This is a genomic window from Nocardioides sp. Bht2 (assembly GCF_047308515.1).
Taxonomy (GTDB): domain Bacteria; phylum Actinomycetota; class Actinomycetes; order Propionibacteriales; family Nocardioidaceae; genus Nocardioides.
The window spans coordinates 21,991-42,254 of the sequence record NZ_JBLBWI010000023.1 but is presented as its reverse complement, the minus strand read 5'-3'; the positions used below and the strand labels follow the sequence as shown (position 1 = coordinate 42,254).

Sequence of the window (20,264 nt, the reverse complement as noted above, 5' to 3'; positions counted from 1 at the left end):
CCGACGCTGAGGTCACATTGAGCTGGAATCAGCTGGAGGCGGCGCGGATCAGGTCGCTGAAGGCGTCGGCGTCGAGCTCGTCGTCAGCCTTGATGTCGATCGCGCGCCGAGTACCGGCGTCCAGGCTGGCGTTGAAAACGCCGGTCGGGTCGGGCAGCGAGGCGCCCTTGGCGAAGGTCACCTTCACCTTGTCCTTGTAGGTCTCGACCGTGCAGATCAGCCCGTTGTGCGAGAACGTCGGGACGCCGTCGGGATTGCTGGCCTTGCGCCACTTGGCCTCTTCGACGACCTCCGGGACGGCGGCCACGATCAACTGTCGGATCTGGTCCACACGCGCTGCGCGCCAGTCATCAGTCATGAGGTGGACTCTAGCGCTCACCTGATCTCGACAAGCTCGATCAACGGCGGTCGACCAGCGGAGTCGGCCACGGCGTGCTGCGGACCATCGCACGGGCACGTTTCATCACGAACGGGTCGGCCTGCTTGTAGAGCCAAGGTCGGCCGAACCAGACGAAGCCGTCGACGTTGCGCGCCGCCAGGTCGGCGACGTTCGCCGCCAGACCCCACGCCGGATCGGCGACTCGGACGGTCGGCGGGATGCCGAGGGTGACGCACCGGTCGGTGACCTTCGCGGTGCAGACCCGGGCGTCGTCCCGCAGGCCACCCTTGATCGAAGGCACCATGTCGTTCCACCGCGTAGGACGCCCACTCTTCGCGGTGTCGACGATGAAGTGCTTGGTGCCGAAGCCGTCGCGTTCCAAGATCTCCACGATCCGTGACCCGTGCCGGATGTTCTCGGCGGGGCCCATGTAGTGGGTGGAGTCCATCGCGAAGCCCCGCGCATAGCGGATGCCGGTCAGCTTGAGGATCTCCGCACACCGCTCCGGGTCGTTGCCCTTGCCGTTCTCGCACCAGTCCGCGGCTCCGGCGTCGATGTAGACCGAGGTACGCGGCAGCGCGGAGAGGATCCGGGTGGCGTAGGTCAGTAGCCGCGCCTTGACCGCGCGGTCCGGCACACACCATAGGAACGGGCCGTCCGGCTGCATGACCGCAAGTGTCGGCGTCGCCCCGATCCCGGCTGCCAACTCCCGGATCCACCGTCGGTAGCTCTTCCGCTCCGCCATCGTGGAACGACGCTTGCAGGCGGTGTGCTCCCACGGCTTCATCCGGAAGACCGCGAGCTGCACCAACTTGTTCGGGTCGCCGTTCTGCGACGCCGCGATGTACCGCTGCACGCTGGCCCGGATCTTGGCATCCGGAACGAACGCGCCGTACCACTTGGTCCGTGGACGCCGCACGATCACCTCAAGGTCGGCGCGCTGCTTGGCGCCTGCCTTCTGGTAGGCGACCGACGCCTGGTCCTGCGGACCGTTGTAGACGCCCCAGACCAGTCCCGCCAAGGGGTTGTCCGAGTTCTGCGAGTAGGCAGGCTCGGCCTCCTGCCAGACCTCGACCCGCGGCTCCGCGGCTGCCCGCACTGCCTGCGGCGCCGCGCCCGGGTCCCCCGTGCTGACGATCAACGCCGCGATGAGGGCGGAGGCAACCACCACGGCACCGGCCAGGCGCGCGGGCACCGAGAAGCTCTGCATGGCACACCCATCGGCCGGGCAGCCGCGAAACCAAGGGGTTCCGCGGCACTACCCGGCCGCCAGGTGTGGATCAGCGGGCGCGGACCTTCTTGCTCGGCTTGCCCCAGGCGCTGGTACCGAGCTTGGTGGTGGCGCGCGCCCGGCAGGTGTACTTCTTCTTGGCGGTGAGCTTGGTGACAGTCAGCGTTGGACGGGCACCGCTGGCGCTGCGGGTCTTGCCACCATTGGCTCGGCAGGTCACGGCATAGCGGCTGACGCTCAGCCCACCATCGTCCCCCTCCTTCAGGGTGACCTTCAGCTTCCGCTTTCCGAGCGCCTTTACCTTCGTCACCTTCGGAGCACTGGGCTTCACGCCTTGCAGGTACGCCGCGCTGACGGCACCTAGACCGGCGCCCACCGCGTTCTCCGCCTGCACGGTGCAGACATAGCTACGGCCCGCACTGAGCCCGGTCACCAGCAGCGGCGACATCGCGCCGGACGCCGTCCGGGACACACCGCCCGGCGCCGCGCAGGAGACGCGGTACCCGGTGACGGATGAGTCGCCGTCGTAGCCGGGCGCGGTGAATGTGACACGGGCGCTGGTCTTGCTCAGCACCATGGCCTTCACCGCGGTCGGAGCGTCGGGGGCACCGCTGGTGACCGGGGTACTCACCGTGACCCCGCGCGAGGTCAGTCCGTCGGCTGAGGCCGTGACCTGTGCGGCGAGTCGTACCCGGCGGCCCACCTGGACGTCTTCGATCCACCAGCCGTCCGAGCGGCTCCAGATGTCGGTGGCGACGCGGAAGCGCAGTTGGACCGTCTCGCCAGCCCAGTCCGAGAGGTCGGCGGCCGCGTGCTGCCAACCACCCGAGTCACCGGAGAAGACCCGCTCGCCCGCGACCGGACTGATCGGCACGCCGCCGTCGGTGAAGGTCATCGCCCGGAGGTCCGGACCGTTCTCGGTGAACTCGGCGTCCAGGTTGTCCCAGGTGCCGCCCGCGTCGGTGGAGATCAGCACCTGCCCACCGTCGTAGGCGAAGCCACCCGCGGATTCGTCGCCGCCACCGCCCAGGTTGTCGTAGTCACGCTCGAGCGAGAACCTCTGGTCGAAGTGGAGCTCATCCCCGCTACGCACCACGAATGGGGCACTGATCACACTGTGATCCGCCTTGTTATCTGCACCGGTCCCCCAGGCCACGTCAGCCTCCGCGTCGCGGGTCTTGCGGGCCACCCACTGCTCGGGCCCCAGATCAGTGGCGGTCGTCCACGGAGCGAGCGAGCCGTCGAAGCCTTGGTCCAGCACCAGATCGGTGACCGCGCTCGGCGAGACGCGTACCGAGAAGGCGCACTCGGCGCTGGCGCCGGAGGCGAGCGAGCCGACGTTGAAGGTAACCACCCGGGTGCCCTGGTCGTAGGCCGCGGCGCAAGTGCCGTCGAGGTAGCTGGCGCCCACGGGAACGGTTGCAGTGGCGCTCGCGTCATTCAGCGCCACCGAGCCGGTGTTCTTCAGGGTCACCTGATAGTCCAGGTCGCGGGTCGGCGTCGCGGTCGGCGTCGCGGTAGCGGCACTGACCACAAGGCCCTCACATTCCGGCGAGACGTCGTAGGCCTCGATACCGTCGGTGATCAGGCTGGAACTGCCTTGCAGCGCGCTGTAACCCAAGCCGTGCTTGGCGAACGCAGTCCAGATGGCGCAGGAGTTGGCACCGTCGTTGCTCAACTCGTCGGCAGCAAGGATGGCGTCGCGGCCATCCACGAACCCAGGGCTGCACGACTGCAGCTTCATTCCGTCGAGCACCAGCTTCAGCGCCAGGCTGTTGCCGCCGGTGCCCGCATCCAGATCGCCGTAGCCGTGCTCGTCGATCAGGTTCCAGGTCATCTCCCACAGCATCTGGCCCCAGACCTCGCCGACGTCGTGCGGCAGCACGCCCTCGTTGTCGAAGGCGACCTTGATGTCGTCGTAGTTCATCGTGTTGATGGCCGGGTTGCGGCTGTAGCGTTGGGTGCGGATCCCGACTCCGTTGGTGGGCTGCCCAAGGGCATAGGTGCCGATGCCCCGGCCGTCAACCGGTTCATCGCCGCTGGGCATGGTGAGGATGTAGGCAATGAAGTCGCTCCAGCCCTCCCCCGCCTGTTCGCCGTTCGCCAGGCAGCTGGCGGTCGCCGGGCCGCCGGTCAGCCGGTTGGAGACGCCGTGGCCGTACTCGTGGGCGATCACGCCGTTGTCGAAGTCACCGTCACGCTCTGGATTTCCGGTCCACAGGTACATCTGCATCCTTGGTGCCTGACCGTCGGGCGGGGTGGCGAAGTTGGCGTTGTCTCGCCACCACTGCGTCGGCGTCGGTGCTCGCTCAGCACCGTCCTGCGCTTCGGCCATCACGGCATCGCCGCCCTGGCCGCCATTTCCGTAGTTGTTGGCCTGGAAGTTGCCGGCGGCCTCGTCGAACCCGTAGCCGTAAAGCAGGTCGTGGATCCGGTTGTTGGCGTAGAAAAGGTTCGTCACGGCAGCATCGCGGTAGGTACTCGGCGGCTGCGCGAGATCCAGCGGGAAGAGGAAGCCATGCCCGGCACCGCCGTCTGCTTCGCTGCCAGCATCCGGCACGTCGTTGTCATCGACGTCGGTATAGGCGTGGACGTTGTTGCCGTTGGTAAGCGCCGTGTCCGCACCTGCGACACCGTCGTTGTCGAGCCAGCCGAACGGCGAGGCGGTCGCGTCGGCCGGGTCCTCGACGATGGTCCGGTCACCGAAGGTCGGCGCCTCGATGGGCAGCTCGTAGACCTCGTAGGACTCGTCCGCGTGCGCCACCCAGTCGGCCCGGGCCAACTCCTTGCCGGTCGCAGCGTCCATCCGGATCTGCCACCAGCTCTCGCCGTCCTCGGGACGGATCCCGAGTTGCCAGGCCAGTCGCAGCTTGCCTCCGGCCGCCCGCTGATAGACCAGGTTCGCGGGGATCGGGTCGGTGGAGACCCCGCCATCGCCGAGCTCTCGGGTGCGGTCGACGCCGCTGGCGCGCCTGCTGGTCGCGAACGACTCGGTCGGGGTGAGGTCGAGTGCGCGCGCCGCGGCACGCGCGGCAGCGACGTCGCTCAGCTTCGGCACGGACGCGTTGGCCCGGCCGGCGGCGGCCTTGATGGTGTTGCCTGCCGTGTGCACGACTCCGCGATCGTCGAGCGTGACGTTCAGGATCGCCTCAGCGACGTCGATGCCGTCCACCTGCTGCTGGAAGTAGACGTGGGTGAGAGCTCCGGCCGGGACCACCGACGAGACCCGGAGCTGGGCCGTATCGACAGCCGAGAGACCGTACTCACCCGGGTTCTGGATGACGGCGGCCAGCGCCCGGTCAATCGGATCGGTGGTGCCTGGCGCCCCGGGTGAGCCCGCGGGGGCGGCCTGGACGGCGGTGGCGGTCGAGAGCGCCAGGCCGAGGGCCAGTACGGCCACGGCTGGACGGGTCACGCGAGACATAGGGCACCCTTCAGACGGTCCTGCGGCATATCGCGCAGGATCGTCACTTTAGGCTTTCTGCACTCGGTACACATTTCATCCCCCGAAGACCTCTAGACCACCAGCAACCAGCCACTAAGGTTCGGGCATGAGTTCGCCCTCCTCACGCCGCGACCTCGGCCGCGTCGGGCGCCTGGCCGACGCCGTCGCCAGCCGCGTCGCGGACGCCGTCCCGGCCGAGGCGATCCTCGACCACGTCGACATCGACGCGCTCCTGGACCGGGTGGACGTGAACCACCTTCTGGACCGGATCGACGTGAACCAGCTCCTCGACCGGATCGACGTCGACCGGCTGATGGCCCGCGTCGACGTCAACGCCCTGCTCAGCGACGTCGATCTGAACGAGCTGGTGCTCCGGGCCGGTATCCCCGCCATCGTCGCCGACACCACCGGCCAGCTGGCCGGAAGCGGCCTCGACACCGCTCGCCGCCAACTGATCGGCGTCGACACCCTGCTCGGTCGGTTGGCGGACCGGCTGCTGCGCCGGACCTCCCCCGCCGGACCACCCGGCTTGGTGGGTCTCGAGGGGCGCGAGCGTGACGGTCGAGCGATCGTCACCGGTCGCTACGCCGGTGCGTGCACCCGAGGCGCGGCAGCGCTGGTCGACCTCGGCGTCACGCTGGCGACCTACACCTTGGGGCACCAGGGCTTGGCTCTGTTGAGCGATGTCTTCCTGGACCGCTCGCTGCCGGACGCCGATGGCCTCTGGGCCACCGTGGGCCTGGCGCTGTGGACGTTCCTCTATCTCGTCGTCACCACCACCGTGAGCGGACGGACGCCGGGTATGGCCCTGCTCGGGCTACGGATCGTGCAGCACGACGGCACACCACTGCGCCCGCTGCCTGCCCTGATCCGGGTAGTGGTCGCTCCGCTCAGTTCACTCCTGCTCGGGTTGGGCTATTTGTTGGTGCTCGTTGATGCACGGCACCGCACCGCACACGACGTGCTGGCCCGCACCGTCCTGGTCTATGACTGGGGCCGCCGCGATGCCGAGGTACCGGCACCTCTGACCGAGTTCCTCCGTCGCCATCAGGTCGTTTGAGCCACCACCGGTCCGAACCAACGCCCTGTCCGGCACCGACGGCAACGGTGAGGCAGCCCACACGAGTACCTACTTCAGGAGGGGTCCTCAGGCGGTAGTTCGCCGGAAAGCGGTTCAATGGAAGACATGTCTTCGCGGATCAGTTGCCCGACCCTGCTCTCACGGGTGATGCCCGCCGAGGCTGCCGCGGCACTGATCCGACACGGCGACAACGTCGGCATCAGCGGGTTCACCGGGGCCGGCTACCCGAAGGCGGTGCCCAGCGCGCTGCACGACCAGATCCGCGCCGCCCACGACCGCGGCGAGGAGTTCCGGATCGGGCTGTGGAGCGGCGCCTCCACCGCACCGGACGCGGACGGCGTACTGGCCGAGGCACACGGCGTCAGCACCCGTCTCCCCTACAACTCGGACCCGACCATGCGGGCCCTGATCAACGCCGGCGAGGTCGACTACGTCGACGCCCACCTGAGCCACTCGGCCCAGCACATGTGGTTCGGCTTCTACGGCAACCTCGACGTCGCCGTCGTCGAGGTGACCGCGATCCTGCCCGGCGGGCTCCTGGTGCCGAGCAGTTCGGTCGGCAACAACAAGACCTGGCTGGAACAGGCCGACCGGGTGATCCTGGAGGTCAACCACTGGCAGCCCCGCGAGTTCGAGGGCTTCCACGACGTCTACTACGGCACCGCCCTGCCCCCGCACCGGCTGCCGCTGGAGCTGACCGATGCAATGCAGCGGATCGGCGAGCCCTATCTCCGCGTCGACCCCGCCAAGGTGATCGCCGTCGTCGAGACCGACCGGCCCGATCGCAACTCCCCCTTCTCGGCACCGGACGCCACCTCCGGCGCTATCGCCGAGCACGTACTGACCTTCCTCCGCCAAGAGGTCGCCGCCGGCCGGATGCCCGCCAATCTGCTGCCCTTGCAGTCCGGGGTCGGCAACGTCGCCAACGCCGTGCTGGCCGGCCTCGGCGCGAGTGAGTTCACCGACCTGGTCGCCTTCACCGAGGTGATCCAGGACGGGATGCTCGACCTGCTCGACTCCGGCACCCTGCGCGCCGCGTCGGCCACCTCGTTCGGACTCTCCGACATCGGGGTGGCCCGGTTCATGGAGAACATCTCCGCCTACAAGGGCCGGATCCTGCTCCGTAGCGAGGAGATCTCGAACCATCCGGAGCTGGTCCGCCGCCTCGGCGTCATCGCGATGAACGGTCTGCTGGAGGCCGACATCTACGGCAACGTCAACTCCACCCACGTGATGGGCAGCGCGATCATGAACGGGATCGGCGGCAGCGGCGACTTCGCCCGCAACGCCTTCCTCAACTTCTTCCTGACCCCGTCGACGGCGAAGAACGGCGCCATCTCGGCGATCGTGCCGATGGTCAGCCATGTCGACCACACCGAGCACGACGTCCACGTGATCGTCACCGAACACGGTCTGGCCGACCTGCGTGGACTCTCCCCGCGGGCTCGGGCACAGCGGATCATCGGCAACTGCGCCGACCCGCGGTTCCGCCCCGCGCTTCTCGACTACACCGAGCGCGCCTGGGCCGACCGCGCCACCGCGCGCCACACCCCGCACCTCCTCGGCGAGGCGTTGAGCTGGCACCAGCGTTACCTCGACACCGGCAGCATGTGACCGGCGACCGACTCCCTAAAATGCTCACCGTGGACTCCGTGCTCAACATCTCGGCCTACCTCTTCGCGCCGATCGATGACCGCGAAACGCTGCGCGCCACCCTGCGTACGTTGGTGGAGGATGCCGAGCTGAAGGGCACGATCCTGCTCGCGCCCGAGGGCATCAACATGTTCCTGGCCGGCGACCCCGACCGCCTCCGCGGTTTCCTCGATGCCGTCCGTAGCGACGTCCGCTTCGAAGCCCTCACGGCGAAGGAGAGCTGGTCGGACGAGCAGCCGTTCGCCAAGATGCTGATCAAGTTGAAGAACGAGATCATCCGGATGGACCACCCGACGATCCGTCCCGTCGACGGCCGTGCGCCCGCGGTCGGGCCGACGGACCTGCACCGCTGGCTCAGCCAGGGTCACGACGACGACGGCCGCGAAGTGGTGATGCTGGATACCCGCAACGCCTTCGAGGTCGACTACGGCACCTTCACCGGCGCTATCGACTGGCGGATCGAGAAGTTCACCGAGTTCCCGGACGCCGTCCACGCCAACCGCGAGCAACTCGAAGGTCGGACCGTGGTCAGCTTCTGCACCGGCGGGATCCGGTGCGAGAAGGCCGCGATCTACATGCACGATCTCGGCCTCACCAACGTGCTCCAGTTGGAGGGCGGCATCCTCAAGTACTTCGAGGAGGTCGGCGGCGAGCATTACGACGGCGACTGTTTCGTCTTCGACGGCCGTGAAGCGCTCCGCCCCGACCTCACCGTCCAGGCCGACGAACCCTCGCGTCGCCTCCCCCGTCGTTCGGCGCTGGTCAACGACTGAGACACGCTAGGCTTCGAACATGCGTTCGCAGCCGACCTCCTGGTTCCGCCTGGAGGGCACGGAATTCTCGTCCCGCGGCTGGCCTCCCGGCACCGAACTGCTGCTCGACACCCGTCTCCGTCCCAAGCGCGGTGACGTCGTGGTGGCCCAGCACGGAGCCGCGCTGCGGGTCGGCGTCTTCGGCTCCGAGGCCGGCCGACTCGCGGTCCGCAACGACCTCGGCTCGGTCTGGTTGAGCTCCGCGCGGGATGTTCTCGGCGTCGTCACCATCGCCGAACCGCCCCTGCACGGGATGCCACTACGACCGACGCGCCAGCGCCGCTCACGCAACGCCGGTTCAGGTTCGCCTGCCTAGGGTGGAGGTATGAACCTGACACACGCCCCGCTTCGCCTCGCCACCGGCGCCTTCATCCTGAACTCCGGGCTGACCAAGCTCGGAGCCGACCAGGCAACCGCCGAACAGCTGCACGGCTTCGCCAGTACCGCCTATCCGGCGTTGGCCGGCCAACAGCCCGCCGCCTTCACCAAGCGGCTCGCGATCGTGGAGATCGCGCTGGGTACGGCGCTGATGACCCCGAAGGTTCCCTCCGCACTGGTCGGTGTCGCGCTGACCGGGTTCGGTGCGGGGCTGCTCGGTCTCTACGCCCGGGTCCCCGGCATGCGCCAGCCGGGCAGCATCCGACCCACCGCCGACGGCACCGCACTGGCCAAGGACGTCTGGCTCGTCGGCGCGGGTGCCACGTTGACCCTGCAGGGTTTCGTCAATGGCACCAAGCGCGCCGGCCGGGCCACCAAGAAGAAGCTCAACGCGGCCGCCGGCGCCGCTCACGACGCCGTGACGTCTTCGTGAACAGGCGTTAGCCGGAGCTCACGGTGCGTCGGCGACGGCGCTGCCGATCGGGGTGATCCAGGACTGGTGCGTGGTGGCGTTCTTGGTGATCGCCAGCAACTCGTCCATGTGCGGTTCCAGGCCGGTCACCTTGTCCAGCGGGACACCGATGATCAGCTGGAAGCCGAGACCCTTCCACGCCTGCACGGCACGCCCGGCGAACTCCGAGTCGGCCTTGACGAAACCTTCGTCGAGGAAGACCGGCGCGAACCGTGGACGCGACCGCATCTCGTCACCGAGCCGGAACCGGAGTGCCGAGCCGACGATGAAGGCGACCAACTCCTGGCTCTCGCCACCACTCTTCTCGCCGAGCGTCCGGTAGGTCGCGCGGACCTCACCTGAGGTGCTGTCGTAGCGCTCGGCGCTGATCTCGACATGCCTACGGACATCGAGCAGACGGTCCCGGTCGGAGGTGCCGTCCACCGTCTGCGACGGTCGGCGGAGCTGATCCATGAACTTGCCGAGATCCTTGAAGCGCCGCTCCAGACCGGCCTCGTCGAGCTCTTTGGGGTTCTCCGCGGAGAGCACCCGCAGCTCGCGCATGAAGCCCTGCACGTGGGCCGGGGCCAACCGCTTCAACCTGATCCGCAGCCGGTCACCGCCAGCGCCGAACTCGATCCGCCGCAGGATGTTGTTGATCGGTTCCAGGCGGTCCTCGATCTCCTCCACCGAGGAGGCCATCGCACCGACCAGCGGGACGAGGTCCTGACCGCTCCACTCGGTGAGCCGACGGCGCCACTCCGAGCGCCGCTCGGCCAGGCCGGTACCGCGGATCTCGTCGAGGATCCGGGCGAAGTCCGGATAGGAGTCCGCGGTGGCACCGAGGTTGGGCGAGTCCCACTGCATCTTGTAGAGCCGGAAGATCCCGGCCAACTCGTCGTCGACGCGGCGGATCTCCTGGCCGGCCTCGTCGACGGCACTGTGCAGTCGCTGCGCCAGCCGCTGCGAGTTCTCGCTGAACCGGTCCAGCTCCTCCGGATCGCCGGGGGCGACGGCGGCGGCGAACTCAGCTGCCAGCGCGACGCTCTGGGCGTCGCTCAGGGTCAGCTTGCCGTCCCGCGACACCGTCTCCAGGCGGTCCTTGACGAGGTCCTCGGCGTCGACCAGTTCGCCGTGCTGGGCGTTCAGCTCACGCTGGCGCTGGTCCAACCCGTAGTGCTGCTTCCGGGTCTCCTCCAAGCGGGCGGTGAGCTCCGCGATCTGGCCCTCCAGAACCTGTAGGGCGTCGTCGGCGGAGAGGATGTCGTCCCGACGCTGCTCCAGCTCGGCGATCCGTCGGTCGCTGCCCGCAACGTCCAGGTCGTCGAATCGGACCAGGGCGACGGCGTCATAGGCGGTCCGGCGCTGGACCAACACCCGCTCCTGGCGCTCCAGCTCGGCGACCTCGCCGTCGAGCTTCTCCAGCTCGCGTTCGATGGTGTCGAGTTCGGCCTCGGTCTCGGCGATCGCCTCCTCGTTGGAGAAGCCGATGATGTTGCGGGCGTCGTTACGCCCGTGGGTACCCCGCGTGCCGAGTCGGGTCTGTCCGGCGACGGTGACCCGGAACCCTTCCCCGGCCAGGCCTTCGGCACTCTCCACGCACAGCGCGTTGCGCTGCGGGTCGCGGACCAGGCCCTGGACCCAACCGGAGAACGGCGACTCCTTGAAGACCAATTTGCCGGCCACGTAGTCGGCGTCCTCGGGCTCCTCGTCCGGGAGATCGAGGGTGGCGCCCTCGAAGGTGAGTCGACCGCGTAGCCGCAGGCCGTCGATCGCGGAGGAGAAGTCGTCGAGCCGCTCGTGCGGGACCAGCAACAGCCGCGCCGCTCCACCGAGCACGGTCTCGATGGCGTTGCGCCACCGGCCCTGCTCCGGCGCGACGTCGATCAGCTCGGCCACGAACGGCAGTTCCTCGGGGGTCAGCCCGCTGGCCTTGGCCACCTCGTCGCGCATCTCGTGCATCCGGGCCGGCACCCGCCCGGCGCGGGACTCCAGGGAGACCCTTTCCCGGGCCACCTCGGACTGGCGCTCCTTGACCGGGTAGAGCCGGTCGCGCACGGAGTCGCGGGCCTCCTTGATCCGCTGCTGCTCGGTCGGCAGATCCGCCAACCAGCGCTTGGCCTCCTGCTGCAGCGTGGCGAAGTCGGCGGCCGAGTTGAAGGCTGCCTCCAGCATCGACTCCTGGCCCTCGCCGACCTCCAGCAACGGCAGCATCCGGTCCGAGACGTCGGAACGGCGCGCCGCGCGCTCGTTGCGCAGCACCCGTTCGGCGTCGAGCGAACCACCCAGCGCCTCCAGGGTCGCGCCGCCGGCGGCACGGTGCGCCTCCTTGGCGGCGTCGAGGTCGCCGACCAGCGCCCGTTCGGCGGCGATGCAGGCGTTCAGCTCGTCGCTGGTCCGGGCGCGGTCGGTCCGGTTGCTCTGCAGGGTGTTCTCCAGCAGCCGCAGGTGGGTGCGGTAGAGCCAGAGCCGCAGTGGCGTCTCGCCCTGCAGGGTGACCCCGAAGGCGTCGAGCTCAGCCCGACGCAGCCGCGCGGCGACCTTCCGCTCGTGCAGGTCACCGATCGGTTCGAGGAGTTCGAGCTTCCGTTCCTCGGTGCGCATCGCCGAGTAGGCGGCGTCGAGGTCGTCGAAGTGCTCGACGGCACGGTCGGCCGCCGCGTAGGTGGCCGGGCGTTCGAGCACCATCTCCTTGTAGAGCTCGTCGACACTGCGGACCTGGTTTCCGGCCTGGATCCGTGCCAGTAGTCGGAGCGCCTTGGCGCCGTCACTGTTGGCGCCGATCCCGAGGCGGGCATGCAGGACGGCCGCGAACTCGGCGTAGGTCCGGTGTACCCGCAGGCCGGGGAAGAGCTTCTTCAGCGAGTTCGCATGGAACCGCTCCGGCACGCAGAGCTCGACCTGTTCGAGCGCCAACGGCGCATCCAATGTGGCGAGCTGCATCAGCACCTCGCTGGACCGGGTGGCCCGGCGCGGAACGTAGTAGGTGCGCAGCGCGGTGAACCGCCCGCCCTGGTCGTTGACGAAGGTCATCGCCACCGCGCCCCAGGTGTCGCTGCCCTTGCCCCGCAGCAGCTTCTCCACCGGCTTGCCGGTCCGGGGATCGTCGACGACATCGACGGCACCGCGCAGATAGGAGAGCAGGTTGCGCTGGCCGGCGCTTCGGGCACGGCCGGCGACCGCGTCGTTGGAGGCGCCGTTGAACTTGGTGTCCGACGGCATCATCAGGGCGGTGTAGGCATCCAGCACGGTGCTCTTACCGGCGCCCGAGGAACCGGAGATCATCGTGGCGTCGCCGCCGAGGGGAACGGTGGTCAACCCACCGAAGCCGCCCCAGTTGACGACCTGGAGCAGCGCGGCGCGCCACTGCATGGTGTCGTCGCTCGGGTTGGCGACCACTTGGCGGTCGAAGAGACCGGCGGCGTCCTGCTCCTCACCGAACTCGGTGGTCTCGACGTCGATGCTGCTCATGCCTCGTCCCCGTCCTCGATGACGGCTCGCGCCGAACCGTCGTCATCCCACTCCTCGCCGAAGAGGTCGGCGCTGCGGACCGGCGTCGGCACGGGCGCCGTGTTGGCTTCGTGGAGTGCCGCCAAGAGCTCCTTGAGCAGGTCCAGCGGGAGCAACGGCTCCACCGCTTCGCTGATCTCATAGCGGTCGTCGGCTGCGGTCGGGATCAGCAGCCCGGCCTTGGCGACGGCGAGGACCGCGTTCTTGGCCCGCTTGACGTCGCCCGCCACGTCGGTGGCATGGCCGGGCCGGAAGCTCTCGATGTAGTCCAGCACGTCGTCGCGGTCGACGAAGACCCGACTCTCGCCACCCGCCTGGCCGGCCCGGAGCCGATCCCGCAGGTGGATCAGGACCAACGTCTCCTCGCGCGACCAGGAGGTGTCGTGGAGCAGCGTCGGGAACCGGCTGGCGGTCTCGGAGACGGCCTGACGCTTCCAGGCCACCTCCCGATCACGGTCGATCTGGAGTTCGAGGAAGACGTCGTTCAACCGGGAGCGGAGCAGCCGCTCGTGCTCGGTCAGCACCCGCCACTCCCGCGGGTGGGTCCGGGCGCTGATGAACCGCTGCTTGAGCAGGGTCACCAGCACCTGGCGCTCGGCGAACGCCAACTCGCCCTCGTCGCCTTCGAAGAGCGAGACCGAGCGCAGGTCGGAGGTGGCGAACTCGTCGTCGGCGACCGGGTCGCTCGGCTCGGTCTCGGCGGGCGCGAACCCGTCACCGTCGACGTGCTCTGTCACGGAGTCCACCGACTCCACGAACTCGTCAGACACCGGGTCATCGGCCACCACGTCGTCGGTCACCACGTCGTCGTTCATGCTGGGGACTCGCTCTTCTCGGTGGATGCGGCGCGGTTCAGGTCGGCTGGGTTCACGTCGGGTTCGGACGCGGGTGGGCCCGGGAGGTCGGCGTCCGGCAGGGCGACGGTCGGCACCGAGAAGACCCGGCGGGTGCCGTCGGTGCGGAAGGCGGCGTACTGCTCCAACGGTGCTCCGGTGTCCGGAGCCAACCCGTGCTCGGCGGCAAGATGCAGCAGACCGAAGATCTCCACCGGACGACGGAGCACCGGCGCCAACTCCTCGAAGAGCCGGCCCAGCGTGTCCGCGGCGCGATCCCCCGCCATCGCTTCCTCCAGGTACTGACGCAGCTGGCCCAGCTGCGGTCCGCCCTGAGCCATCAGGGTGGAGAGCGAGACCTCGGGAGCGTCGTCGGGCGAAGGGGTGTGCAACGGTTCGGGCAGCACGTCGTCGGCCGGGTCGTAGAACCGTTCACGCAGGTGCTCGATCACCGCACGGGCCGGCAGCAACGGCACCTCGTGGGTGGCCCGTGGACCGGTGCCTGCCAGCCAGGTCATCAGCTCCGATTCGACCGACCGAAGGGTCTGCTCCAACTCGCGGTCGCGGGCCGCGTCGTGGGAGATGATGTACTCCTTGAGCGTGGCGGTGACCCGCGAACGTTGGGTCAACACCCGGTCCAGGCCCTCACGAACCAACTTCACCGTGCCGCGGAGCTCGGAACGCTCGGCGTCGGCCAGGATCCGGTCCGAGAGCGGGTGGTCCAGGAGGTCGCCGAGGTCCTCACGGAGTTGGCTGACCAGCCCGTCGTCGCGGAGCAACGCGAACGCTCCCTCGAAGGCGCGGCCTTCCTGGGTAGCGGTCATCAACGCATCGGCGCGGGCCAGGTAGTCGTCGATCACCTCGCCGGCGGGGCGGTCCTCGCCACGGAAGGCGGCCAGGATCTCGCCGCGGATCTGGACGAACCGCTCCTCGACCCGGGCGAAGTCGCTGGGCAGCGCGGAGATCAACGACAACAACTCGGTGAAGCCCTCGGACATGTAGTCCTCGGTGGCGCTGACCACTTCGGCGCCGTCGACCAGCCTGTCCCGCTCGGCCGTCATCCGGGCGATCTCCTCGTTGAGGATGGTGACCCGTGCACTGCGGTCGGGATGCGCCTCGGAGTTGAACCGTCGCACCGTCCCGAGGATGGTGGTGATGCGGTGCTCGCTGAGGGTGGCCCGGTCGCGGGCCAGGTTCTTGACCAGTTCCAGTGCCTGTTGGGCGTGCGAGGTGAGCGAGTAGACCTCGCGACCGCGCTCGTCGAGGGCACGGACCAGCCACTGACCGCGCATCCAGCGCTGGCAGACCTCACGCCCGGAGCCGCCTGGAAGATCAACCTCGCCGGCCTGCCGCATCGAGGCGATGTGGTCCTCCACCTGGGTGTGCAGCCGGGCCGTCGGGATCGGCTTGTTGTCACGCCCGAAAGCGGCTCGGAAGATGGTGATCACCACCGGCGCCTGGCGCTGGTGGAGCAGCGTCAGGGTCGGCTGGTCGAAGGCGCTCGTTACGCGCGTCAACTCCCCCGCGATGTCACTCATCGTTCCGCGCCTTCCTCGCGCCCTACCGGCCAGTGTCGTCAGTTCGAGGGGCCAGCATTCCAGAGCGGGGGCGCAGACGCAGAACCCGGCCTCGGTGTCGCTCGACCGAGCGTCGGCCAGGCCACGTTTCAGCGGCGGATCACTCCTCCTCGATGACGTGCATCGCGGCTTCCTCGGCCGACGCCGCAGCACCGTCGATGCCGACGTCGAAGCCCAGCAGTTCCGCCTCGTCGTCCTCACCGGAACCGGAGTCGGGGCTGATCAATCGCCCGGCCCGAGCAGCACCGACCTCCCCACCGACGGGTCCGTCGATGATCGCGTCAGGCCCCAGCTCGGCGGCCTCCTCGTCGGCGGCCCAGACCTCCGGTTCCTCCTGGGCGATCCGCTCGTCCAAGGTCTCACCTTCGAGCTCACCGAGCGCCGTAACGCTCTTGTCGTTGCTCCCGCGCGGGCGGTCCGGAGGCGAGTAACCCTCATCGAGGACGTCGTCGACGCCGCGGTCGAGCAGGGTGTCTTCGGGTTGAAGCTGATCTTCGCTCATGCCTCTTCACGCTAGCTCGCCGGCACACGATTCCAAGCGATGGCGGAGAATCGTCCGTGTGAGTGAAGATCTGACCCCCGAGGCGTACCTGGTCCTGGCCGACCACACCGACGAGGACGGCAGCCTGTGGCGCGCGATCTCGGTCGAGGACGGTGGCTTCGTGCTCAGCGGTCACGACACCGGCCCCGGAGTGGAGCGGGTTCTCGGCTGCCGCGAGTACGAGTTCGAGCGCCGGCTCAGCGCTGAGGAGACCACCAAGCTCCGCGCGTTGCTGCTGGTCGAATCCGCCCAGGAGTTGGTCGACGCCGTCGCGAGCCGTTTCGATGCGATCGAGGAGTTGGAGGCCTACCTCGAAGACCACGAGATCGACGGCACCTTCTGGAGCCAGCTCGGCGAGTAGCGGCCTGTTCCGCGCCTCACCGGCACTGCTCCCCGGCACAGTCGCGGTACTGGCGTGCCAACCCGCGCAGCCAAGCACGTCGCTCGGCGAACCGCGGGTCGCGCGCCAGGTTGGTGAGTTGGTACCGATCACGGCGCAGGTCGTAGATCTCCTCGACGCCGGATGGGGCCACGGCATAGGACCAGTCGTTGCCGACCCGCACGCCGGAGTAGAGCCTTCGAGTGGTCCGGGCGGTGATCGGATAGGCAGCGATCGGCACTACCCGCTGGGGTGAGGAGACGACCTGGCCGCTCAGCACCGGCCAGACGTCGGTGCCATCGACCCTCCGGTTCGGCCGGGCCTGAGCCAACGCCGCGAAGGTGACCGGCAGGTCGGCGTGGGTGACCACGTCGTCGACGGTGCGGCCCCGCGGGATGCCGGGACCCCGGATCACCAAGGGAACCTGGACCGACTCCTGGTAGAACCACAGCTTGCCGTTCAGGTTGTGCTGCCCGACGAGGAATCCGTTGTCCGAGGTGAAGGCGACGATCGTGTTGCGCAGTTGGCCGGTGCGTCGCAGCACTCGCAGATGGGAGCCGACGGCTTCGTCGACGGCTTGCAGCGACTCGATGCGCTGCTGGTAGCTCTCCCGAAGCGCAGCACGGGCCCGCTTCGCCCACGGACGTTGGCTGGCGTTGACGATGCTGCGCCCCGGCGTCCGGAAGAGTGACGGGACGTCGGGCAGCGCGAGGTGGCGAAAGCTGTTGCGATGCCGTTCGGCCACCGCCGGGGTGTCGATGGTGTGCCCTGCGAACCGACGGCGTGGGTCATCACGCTCGCGTGGGCCGCCTTTGTGCGGAGCTACGTAGTTCACCCAGAGGTAGAAGGGGTCGGCATCCTTGGCCTCACGACGCAAGACTCTGTTCGCCATCCTCGCAAAGCTGTCCGTGCTGTACCGCTCGTCGCGCACGATCGTCCCGTTGCGGTTCGTGACGGTCCGCGCGTAGTTGTAGGTGAAGGGGTCGATGCTCCCCTGCCATCCGGTCCACCCCGGCGGGACGTAGCGCTTGGAGTTCCGGCCGTAACCGTTGAGGTACTTGCCGACGAAGTAGGTGTCGTAACCAGCACGTCGTAGCCAGGTCGGCAGGGTTCGTCGATCGTCGAAACTGCGGACGCTGCCGTGTCTGCCGCGGATCCCCAGGGCGCCGTGGTTGTGGGCGTACTGGCCGCTGAGCAACGTGGCTCGGGCCGGCACGCAGAGCGGCGTCGGTGCGAGCGCGTTGGTCACCCGCACTCCTTGGTCCCCGATCAGACGGCGCACCTTCGGCATCCAGCGCAGGTCGCTCGCCGCAGCGTCGTCAACGGTGACCAGCAGGATGTTAGGCCGTGACGGCGCCGCAGGCGACGCCGCACCTTCGACCTGGACCGGAGCTGCGGACGACGACGCCCCGATCGGGGCGATGCCCTTCCCAGCGACCGCACAGGCGGCCAGGGTGAGGACAGCAGTGAGCTTCTGGGGAGGCCGGCCGAGAGTGATCATGGCCAAACAATAGTTTGTCTACCAATTCACTAGTTTTAGGCTCGAAGGGCGGACTCCCTAGGGCAGGTACGCCTCACGCGGGCAGTCCTGACCCATGCAGTTGCGGTACTGGTCGGTGAGCACCCGCGCCTGGCTGAGCACCGCTGCCGCAGCAGGGTCCCGCGCCACGTTGCGCACCTGGTAAGGATCACGGATCAGGTCGTAGAGCTCCTCGGCACCGTGGCTGTTGACCGCGTAGGTCCACTCATCACCGATCCGGACCCCGGCGTAGAGCTGGCGGGAGCCGGAGGCCGACACGGGATACGCCTCGATCGGTACCACCCGGACCACGCGCTGCTTGCGCTTCAACCATGGCATCACGTCCGCGCCATCGGTCGACGCCGTCGGCTGGACACCCGCCGCGGCTGCGAAGGTCACCGGGAGATCCACATGGCTCACTGCCGTGTTGGTGACGTCGCCCTTGGGCAGCCCCGGGCCGCGGATCACCATCGGCACCGTCACACCCTCGTTGAAGAACCAGAGTTTGCCGTGCAGATTGTGCTGACCGAGGAAGTAGCCGTTGTCGCTGGTGAAGACGATCAGGGTGTCTTTGAGGTCGCCCGACCGGCGGAGCACCCTGACGTGCCCGGCCACCGCTTCGTCCACCGCCTGCAGCGCCTCGAGCCGTTGCTGATACGCCTCGCGGACCTCACGACGCTCCCGCTTCGTCCAGGAGTGCCGCGTCGCACCCACGAACGAGTCGGTCGGCTTCCGGAAGAGCGAGGGGCCCTTCGGCAGTTGCAACCTGCGGAACAGGTTCCGGTGCCGGGCCGCCGGCGACGCGGTGCGGAGCGCGCTCTTGGACTTCGGCTTCCAGCGGGTCGGGTCGTCGGCGTCGCTCGGGCCACCGTGATGCGGCGCCACGTAGTTCACCCAGAGGTAGAACGGCGACGACTTACGGCCGGCCTTGCGCAGCATCGAGTCGGTCTGGGCGGCGAAACTGTCGGTGCTGTACGTCTTGTCGACGACCACGCGACCGTTCCGGTTGGTGACCGTCTTCGAGTAGTTGTACGTGGCCGGGTCCAGGCTGCCGTGCCAGTCGCTCCAGCCCGGCGGCACGTACCGCTTCTCGGCCGGAGACCTGCCGTAGTTGTTGAGGTACTTGCCGACGAAATAGGTGTCGTATCCGGCCGCCTGCAACCAGACCGGCAGCGTCTGCTTGTCCTTCAGTGCCCGGAAACCACCGCGGCTGCCGTTGACCCCCAGCACACCGTGGTTGTGCGTGTACTGACCCGTCAGGAGCGAGGCCCGCGCCGGAGCGCAGATCGGAGTCGGTGCGATCCCGTTGGTCACCGTGACGCCCTGGTCGCCGATCAGCCTGCGCACGTGTGGCATGTACCGCAGGTCGCCGGCCGCGGCGTCGTCCACGGTGATCAGCAGGATGTTGGGTCGCGGCGCGTTCGGATCGATCGCCTTGACCACCGGCTCGGCCTTCGCCGGACGGTCGGCCGAGAACGAGACCGGACCGATCCCACAGCCCGCCAACGTCGCCAGGCTGATCCCGGCGATCGCGAGTCGAGTACGCCTCACACCCTGAAGAGCGCGCGCGCGTTCTCGCGCAGCACCCTGCGCAACCATTCATCCCCCATACCCAAGGCGCGGACCGCATCCACGGCGTCTAGGAAAGGGTAGGGGATATTCGGGAAGTCACTGCCGAACAACACCCGCTCACCGAGTTCGCGCAACCGCCCCAACTCGGCGACCGGGAAGGGCGACTCCGCCTCGGTGAACCGGGTGAACGCCATCGTGGTGTCCAGATATACGCCTGAATAGCGCTCAGCGAGGTCCAGGAAGCGGCCGTAATCGGGTAGCCCCATGTGCGCGATGATCAGCACCAGATCCGGAAAACGGGCCAACAACTGGTCCATACCAGCCGGGCCGGTGAAGGTGCCCGGCGCCGGACCATGACCGGAGTGGATCACGACCGGAACCCGAGTCGCGGCGAGCAGTTCCCAGACCGGATCCAGCAACGGGTCATTGGGGTCGTAGTCGCCGACCTGGACGTGCGCCTTGAAGACCTGAACGCCGCCCTCGATGGCTTCGCGCACATAGGCGGCCGCCTCCGGCTCGGGATAGAACGTTGCCGAGGAGAGGCAGTCCGGGGTCTCGGCGGCGAACTCCCGCGCCCAGCCGTTGAGCCAGGCCGCCATCCCCGGCTTGTGCGGATAGACCAACGAGGTGAACCGTTCGACGCCGAAGCTGCGCAGCGTTGCCAACCGCCCCTCGACGCTGGTCCGGTAGGCGATCGGCCACGGGCGACCGGTCAACGGCCCCGCCTGGTCGAAGTAGGCCCACACCTTCGCCATCACCTGCTGCGGCATGAAATGCGTGTGCACGTCGATCATCCCGGGCAGTCCGAGCTCGTCGAGCAGCGCGCGCACCCGGGCGGCCTCGTCGGCCGGCACCGCTACCCGATCAGCGTCAAGTGTGACCTCGTTCATTCCACTAGCATGG

At 68.5% G+C, this 20,264-nt stretch carries 16 protein-coding genes; 6 read left to right on the top strand and 10 right to left on the bottom strand.

Features of this window, described 5'->3' with window-relative positions; translation table 11 throughout:
- Window positions 1–28: 28 nt before the first annotated feature.
- The 3 genes from ACLM5J_RS19595 to ACLM5J_RS19585 form a co-directional block, all read right to left on the bottom strand.
- Complete coding sequence (locus ACLM5J_RS19595) at window positions 29–358, bottom strand: DUF1801 domain-containing protein (protein ID WP_413658356.1); 330 nt, start codon at window positions 356–358, stop codon at window positions 29–31.
- 40 nt (window positions 359–398) lie between these two features.
- A complete protein-coding gene (locus ACLM5J_RS19590; protein WP_413658355.1) occupies window positions 399–1,589 on the bottom strand; it encodes a glycoside hydrolase family 6 protein in 1,191 nt (396 codons plus the stop codon).
- Between the two features lie 70 nt (window positions 1,590–1,659).
- On the bottom strand, window positions 1,660–5,034 hold the full coding sequence (locus ACLM5J_RS19585; RefSeq protein WP_413658354.1) for a M36 family metallopeptidase: 3,375 nt from the start codon (window positions 5,032–5,034) through the stop codon (window positions 1,660–1,662).
- Between the two features lie 127 nt (window positions 5,035–5,161).
- Between ACLM5J_RS19585 and ACLM5J_RS19580 the strand changes: the two genes are divergently transcribed.
- The 5 genes from ACLM5J_RS19580 (at window position 5,162) to ACLM5J_RS19560 (ending at window position 9,412) form a co-directional block, all read left to right on the top strand.
- Window positions 5,162–6,115 carry an RDD family protein gene (locus tag ACLM5J_RS19580; protein WP_413658352.1) on the top strand — a complete coding sequence of 318 codons (954 nt, stop codon included), beginning with the start codon at window positions 5,162–5,164 and terminating at the stop codon, window positions 6,113–6,115.
- A 126-nt stretch (window positions 6,116–6,241) separates the two neighbouring features.
- Entirely contained in the window at window positions 6,242–7,750 is a 1,509-nt protein-coding gene (locus tag ACLM5J_RS19575) for an acetyl-CoA hydrolase/transferase family protein (RefSeq protein WP_413658351.1), read from the top strand.
- 29 nt (window positions 7,751–7,779) lie between these two features.
- Entirely contained in the window at window positions 7,780–8,562 is a 783-nt protein-coding gene (locus tag ACLM5J_RS19570; RefSeq protein ID WP_413658350.1) for a sulfurtransferase, read from the top strand.
- A 19-nt stretch (window positions 8,563–8,581) separates the two neighbouring features.
- Window positions 8,582–8,917: a hypothetical protein gene (locus tag ACLM5J_RS19565; protein WP_413658349.1), complete on the top strand. Its 336-nt coding sequence runs from the start codon at window positions 8,582–8,584 to the stop codon at window positions 8,915–8,917.
- 9 nt (window positions 8,918–8,926) lie between these two features.
- Window positions 8,927–9,412 (top strand): hypothetical protein, encoded by a 486-nt coding sequence (locus ACLM5J_RS19560; RefSeq protein WP_413658348.1) that lies wholly within the window; start codon window positions 8,927–8,929, stop codon window positions 9,410–9,412.
- Window positions 9,413–9,430: 18 nt separating this feature from the next.
- Here ACLM5J_RS19560 and ACLM5J_RS19555 read toward each other — a convergent pair whose 3' ends face one another.
- The 4 genes from ACLM5J_RS19555 to ACLM5J_RS19540 form a co-directional block, all read right to left on the bottom strand.
- Window positions 9,431–12,901, bottom strand: a complete 3,471-nt coding sequence (locus tag ACLM5J_RS19555) for an ATP-binding protein (protein ID WP_413658347.1) — start codon at window positions 12,899–12,901, stop codon at window positions 9,431–9,433.
- Entirely contained in the window at window positions 12,898–13,755 is an 858-nt protein-coding gene (locus ACLM5J_RS19550) for a DUF4194 domain-containing protein (protein ID WP_413658346.1), read from the bottom strand. Before ACLM5J_RS19550 ends, ACLM5J_RS19555 begins: the two co-directional genes overlap by 4 nt.
- Window positions 13,752–15,311, bottom strand: a complete 1,560-nt coding sequence (locus ACLM5J_RS19545) for a DUF3375 domain-containing protein (RefSeq protein WP_413658345.1) — start codon at window positions 15,309–15,311, stop codon at window positions 13,752–13,754. The genes ACLM5J_RS19550 and ACLM5J_RS19545 overlap by 4 nt, the downstream gene beginning before the upstream one ends.
- A 139-nt stretch (window positions 15,312–15,450) precedes the next feature.
- Window positions 15,451–15,852 (bottom strand): DUF5709 domain-containing protein, encoded by a 402-nt coding sequence (locus ACLM5J_RS19540; protein WP_413658344.1) that lies wholly within the window; start codon window positions 15,850–15,852, stop codon window positions 15,451–15,453.
- A gap of 58 nt (window positions 15,853–15,910) precedes the next feature.
- Here ACLM5J_RS19540 and ACLM5J_RS19535 point away from each other — a divergent pair, with 58 nt between their 5' ends.
- A complete protein-coding gene (locus ACLM5J_RS19535; protein ID WP_413658343.1) occupies window positions 15,911–16,252 on the top strand; it encodes a hypothetical protein in 342 nt (113 codons plus the stop codon).
- A gap of 16 nt (window positions 16,253–16,268) precedes the next feature.
- Here the strand turns inward: ACLM5J_RS19535 and ACLM5J_RS19530 are convergent, their stop codons facing one another.
- The 3 genes from ACLM5J_RS19530 to ACLM5J_RS19520 are packed head-to-tail and all read right to left on the bottom strand — an operon-like array spanning window position 16,269 to window position 20,251.
- Window positions 16,269–17,771 (bottom strand): sulfatase, encoded by a 1,503-nt coding sequence (locus tag ACLM5J_RS19530; protein WP_413658342.1) that lies wholly within the window; start codon window positions 17,769–17,771, stop codon window positions 16,269–16,271.
- Window positions 17,772–17,828: 57 nt separating this feature from the next.
- Entirely contained in the window at window positions 17,829–19,340 is a 1,512-nt protein-coding gene (locus ACLM5J_RS19525) for a sulfatase (protein ID WP_413658341.1), read from the bottom strand.
- On the bottom strand, window positions 19,337–20,251 hold the full coding sequence (locus ACLM5J_RS19520; protein WP_413658340.1) for an amidohydrolase family protein: 915 nt from the start codon (window positions 20,249–20,251) through the stop codon (window positions 19,337–19,339). Before ACLM5J_RS19520 ends, ACLM5J_RS19525 begins: the two co-directional genes overlap by 4 nt.
- Between the last annotated feature and the right edge of the window lie 13 nt (window positions 20,252–20,264).

What these genes read in the sequence shown, in the direction of transcription:
- ACLM5J_RS19550 (WP_413658346.1), bottom strand. Translation starts at nt 13,755, where the DNA reads ATGAACGACGACGTGGTGACCGACGACGTGGTGGCCGATGACCCGGTG.
- ACLM5J_RS19585 (WP_413658354.1), bottom strand. Translation starts at nt 5,034, where the DNA reads ATGTCTCGCGTGACCCGTCCAGCCGTGGCCGTACTGGCCCTCGGCCTG.
- ACLM5J_RS19580 (WP_413658352.1), top strand. Translation starts at nt 5,162, where the DNA reads ATGAGTTCGCCCTCCTCACGCCGCGACCTCGGCCGCGTCGGGCGCCTG.
- ACLM5J_RS19530 (WP_413658342.1), bottom strand. Translation starts at nt 17,771, where the DNA reads ATGATCACTCTCGGCCGGCCTCCCCAGAAGCTCACTGCTGTCCTCACC.
- ACLM5J_RS19590 (WP_413658355.1), bottom strand. Translation starts at nt 1,589, where the DNA reads ATGCAGAGCTTCTCGGTGCCCGCGCGCCTGGCCGGTGCCGTGGTGGTT.
- ACLM5J_RS19540 (WP_413658344.1), bottom strand. Translation starts at nt 15,852, where the DNA reads ATGAGCGAAGATCAGCTTCAACCCGAAGACACCCTGCTCGACCGCGGC.
- ACLM5J_RS19565 (WP_413658349.1), top strand. Translation starts at nt 8,582, where the DNA reads ATGCGTTCGCAGCCGACCTCCTGGTTCCGCCTGGAGGGCACGGAATTC.
- ACLM5J_RS19555 (WP_413658347.1), bottom strand. Translation starts at nt 12,901, where the DNA reads ATGAGCAGCATCGACGTCGAGACCACCGAGTTCGGTGAGGAGCAGGAC.
- ACLM5J_RS19575 (WP_413658351.1), top strand. Translation starts at nt 6,242, where the DNA reads ATGTCTTCGCGGATCAGTTGCCCGACCCTGCTCTCACGGGTGATGCCC.
- ACLM5J_RS19520 (WP_413658340.1), bottom strand. Translation starts at nt 20,251, where the DNA reads ATGAACGAGGTCACACTTGACGCTGATCGGGTAGCGGTGCCGGCCGAC.
- ACLM5J_RS19545 (WP_413658345.1), bottom strand. Translation starts at nt 15,311, where the DNA reads ATGAGTGACATCGCGGGGGAGTTGACGCGCGTAACGAGCGCCTTCGAC.
- ACLM5J_RS19560 (WP_413658348.1), top strand. Translation starts at nt 8,927, where the DNA reads ATGAACCTGACACACGCCCCGCTTCGCCTCGCCACCGGCGCCTTCATC.
- ACLM5J_RS19595 (WP_413658356.1), bottom strand. Translation starts at nt 358, where the DNA reads ATGACTGATGACTGGCGCGCAGCGCGTGTGGACCAGATCCGACAGTTG.